4 protein-coding genes are annotated in these 3,919 nt (G+C 43.4%); 3 read left to right on the forward strand and 1 reads right to left on the reverse strand.

Annotated features, from left to right (window positions below; all coding sequences use genetic code 11):
* Window positions 1–1,160 (reverse strand): NB-ARC domain-containing protein (locus F6K38_RS33575; RefSeq protein WP_287359435.1); only part of this gene is annotated, 1,160 nt, incomplete at its 3' end.
* A gap of 816 nt (window positions 1,161–1,976) precedes the next feature.
* Between F6K38_RS33575 and F6K38_RS33580 the strand changes: the two genes are divergently transcribed.
* The 3 genes from F6K38_RS33580 to F6K38_RS33590 are packed head-to-tail and all read left to right on the forward strand — an operon-like array spanning window position 1,977 to window position 3,877.
* Window positions 1,977–2,765, forward strand: a complete 789-nt coding sequence (locus tag F6K38_RS33580; protein WP_008185392.1) for a 2-amino-3,7-dideoxy-D-threo-hept-6-ulosonate synthase — start codon at window positions 1,977–1,979, stop codon at window positions 2,763–2,765.
* On the forward strand, window positions 2,765–3,100 hold the full coding sequence (locus tag F6K38_RS33585) for a hypothetical protein (protein ID WP_008185393.1): 336 nt from the start codon (window positions 2,765–2,767) through the stop codon (window positions 3,098–3,100). The genes F6K38_RS33580 and F6K38_RS33585 overlap by 1 nt, the downstream gene beginning before the upstream one ends.
* 12 nt (window positions 3,101–3,112) lie before the next feature.
* Window positions 3,113–3,877: a 3-dehydroquinate synthase II family protein gene (locus tag F6K38_RS33590; protein WP_287359440.1), complete on the forward strand. Its 765-nt coding sequence runs from the start codon at window positions 3,113–3,115 to the stop codon at window positions 3,875–3,877.
* Window positions 3,878–3,919: the final 42 nt, after the last annotated feature.

Here is a 3,919-nt window from a genome sequence, read left to right on the forward strand (position 1 = left end):
ACAAAGTCTTCTTGCAGTTCTTCAAGAGAAATGGGTTCCCGATTGATAGCTAGCCAGTACATCAGTTCCTTTTCTGTGGAGGTAAGGCGCTGAAAGTGCCGATCTAGTAAATCCCGAATATCATCAAAAATGAATGAGCCTTCCTTTAAAAAATCCAGAAACTGAGCAATATTGCTATCAAAAAAGTCTCTGACTGCACAGGCTACCATCTTTAAGGCTAAAGGATTTCCGGCATAACGCTCAATTAGGGTCATCCATTCGGTGTCATCCCCAATAAAATGTCCCTTTTCCTTAAAGATTTCCTGTCCGTGGCTTTCTGCTAAACCTTTGAGTGGGAAGCAGCGAACCGGTAAGGCTTCCCCCTCCAGAATGGTCAAGTCTTGAGGTGGCTCTCGGGAGGTCATCACTAGGCAGCTGTTGTGGGAGGTTTCCCCAATAGTTCTCAGCAGCTCACCGTATCCAGCATATCCCTCTCGATAGCCACCGGTGCGAGAACCACTTTCGAGGATCGATTCGGTATTATCAAGAACCAGCAGGCAACGCGCCGTCTGTAAATACTGAATCAATCGCAAAATTTTGCCATCCACAGACGATGGTAAATTCGTTTCCTGCTGCACAGACAGAAATTGAATCATGTCTGCCAGGACTTCCTCTAGGGGCGGAGCATTCCGTAGACTGCGCCACATCACAAACTCAAATTTATCCTGTAGCAGATGGGCTAACTTCACAGCCAAGGTGGTTTTGCCAATTCCCCCCATCCCTAGAAGTGCCACCAGGCAGCAGTTGTCCTGTAGAATCCATTCCTGTAGGGTATTCAGTTCCTGCATCCGACCGTAGAAACTCCTCGGTTCTGGAGCTCCACCCCAATCAAGATGTCCAATTCCAGCCAGAGCAGTTGTCGATAGCGCTGTTAGCTCCATCTGATCTATCTCAATCTCATCCGGCTCAACTACCTTTTCCCAATCAAGACCTACAGCACTACAAATGGCCATGAAGGTGTCAGTACGAATTGACTGTCTGCCCCAAAATCGGTTTAAGGTTGCCCTAGAGGTAAATGCACTGGTATACCAAGCTACCGCTGTTTTGTTCCATCTTTTCTGACGTCTAGCTTGGTCTACTAATTTAAGTCCTGATTCAGATGCTCGCACGGAATTCATCATAACTCCACTATCTTGCTTTGCTTAACCCCCAATCCATGGGGTCGATCGCTATGGCACCATCCCTAATCCAGCCATCACTATACCTAACTCTTTAATGTATGGGTGACCAAAAAGCCGCGCAATGTAGAAATGTTATGGAAAGTTATGGAATTAGTTAGGGAAGAGGAAATCTGAGGGAAACATGAGAAAAATCTCAGAAACACAGCATAACTGAAACCACTGAGACAAAAACTGAGACAAACCGGTTTAAGTTCTAGACTAGCAGAGCTGGTTGTAAAAATACAGTTCCCCACTCCCTACTCCCTCGGTGCCCTTGACTCCCGACTCCCTATTCCCTTGGCTATATAAGTTATCCTGTTAAGTTAAACCTGAGCCAAATCTAAGAAATTCCTGAGATTACTCAAAAAAAAACCAGGCAGCTCACCTGAGTTTCAGTTACTAAGACAAAAACTGAGGCAAAAACTGAGACTTTCGGTTTGTCAGTGTCAGGCACGATAGAAATATCGAGATTGAGCTAAGTGCCATGAAACACTAAAAGTTAGTTTTCCAGTAAGCATGCAGCTATCAGCTATCAGCTATCAGCTATCAGCTTATGCGCACGGTTATTGAGGAGGAAACTGTTTTGAATAAAAGAGGTAAGCATTCGTTTAATCTCTGTTACGGAAAGCTATTCGCGTAGCGTGGCCATAGGCCAAACAGGTTTATTTTAAGCTAACGGCTGACAGCTGTTCGCGTAGCGTGGCCAACGGCCAACGGCTGACAGCTGACGATTTTGGAAAACACAACATCCTGTAATCGATTCAAAAGGAGTCTGTTATGTCTCTTGGTAAAAATTATCGTTTGGCAAGAATTCTCAAAGGATTAGACAACTATTTTATAGTCCCAATTGACCATGGGTTTACACTGGGTCCGGTTAGTGGTCTGGCAAAAGTTCATCAATTTATCAGATCGTTACCGGAGAAAACCATTAGTGCAATTGTTGCTCATCAAGGGATAGCTCGGGCAATTCATCCAGGTTTAATTCAGAAAGATATATCGTTAATTTTGCATCTTTCTGGGTCAACGAACCTATCTCCCGATCCATCTTCCAAACATCTAGTCAGTAGTGTTGAACAAGCCATTAAGCTTGGTGCAGATGGAGTTTCAATTCACGTTAATCTTGGGGCAAACGATGAATACCGTATGCTCAAAGATTTCAGCCAAATCTCAGCCGCCTGTCATCAATGGGGTATGCCATTGCTAGCAATGGTTTATGCACGAGGAGAGAAGATTAAAAATGAGTACGATGCAGATGCGATCGCTCACTCAACCCGATTGGCCTGGGAGCTAGGAGCAGATATTGTCAAGGTTAACTACACTGGCGATGTTCAATCGTTTAAACAAGTTGTTAATGCCGTTGACATCCCTGTTATCGTTGCCGGAGGAGCAAAGAGCAATGCAGATAGCTCGATCTTATCGATGATCAAAGATGCCATCAAGGCTGGCGGTAAAGGCGTTGCTGTTGGTAGAAATATATTTCAACACAGTAATCCCTCATTCATTTCTCAAGAAATTGCCAAAGTTATCAGTAATCCCTATCAGTTTGCCATCAAGGAGGTAGCGTAATGAAATTATCTTGGTTAGACCTAAGAAGCTTTAATGATGTTGACTATAAAGCACTGTGTGGGTCTCTAAATTCTGATATCAATGGAGTGGTAGTTGATTCATCAAGTCCAGTCATGGATTGTCATGATTCTGTCTCTCGCATTGCTTTTGTAGACAGCCCAGAAGAAGCAGAAGGATGTATCGATAACGCCGATATATTACTGTTTGATCATTCCTGGTATTCTGAAATAACTACTCAACCAGAAACCTACAAATCTAAAGCAGAAATTGGATTTTTTATTCATGTTATCGACGACGAAACCTTACAAACTGCTTGTAAGATAGCTAGACAGTAAAAATGGGCTGTCATCTATTTTAAAGACCCCACAAAAATTCCTCTGGAGATTGTTTTAGCATCAGCGGACAACACGGATGGCCAAATAATTACCGTTGTCAAAGATATTCAGGAAGCAGAAATTGTCCTGGGGGTCTTAGAAAAAGGATCACATGGGGTCATGCTAACCCCTAACGGGATTATCGATGCCAGGGAGCTTGGGCAACTCTGTCGTAAGGCCAACAATTTGGAAGTTTCACTGGAAGAACTTGAAGTAATAAAAATTTCCCATATTGGAATGGGAGAGCGGGCTTGTGTAGATACTTGTTCTAACTTTGCCAAAGATGAAGGTATACTCATTGGTTCTTATTCCCAAGGAATGATTTTAGTTAGCAGCGAGACCCATCCACTGCCCTACATGCCAACTCGTCCTTTCCGAGTCAATGCTGGTGCTATACATTCTTATTTAGTGTCTAGTGTTAGTCAAACTAATTATCTTAGTGAGCTCAGTTCAGGACACAAAGTATTAGGAGTAAATTGTGATGGCAAGGCACGAGAAATAGTTGTAGGCAGGATGAAGATAGAAGTTCGTCCTCTACTCAGTATCGATGCAGTGTCTCAATCTGGAATTCCGGTAAATGTGATTGTCCAAGACGATTGGCATGTAAGAGTTCTTGGACCTGGTGGTAAAGTCCTGAATGTCACAGAATTAAAGCCTGGAGATAAGCTGCTTGGTCATACTGCGCCCAGTGGACGCCATGTTGGGCTTCCAGTTAAAGAGTCTTGTCTGGAAAAGTAAATAATATCATGTCCGGGAGTATCGATTACCAAAGAAACAACG

This window comes from Moorena sp. SIO3B2 (assembly GCF_010692525.1).
GTDB lineage: Bacteria > Cyanobacteriota > Cyanobacteriia > Cyanobacteriales > Coleofasciculaceae > Moorena > Moorena producens.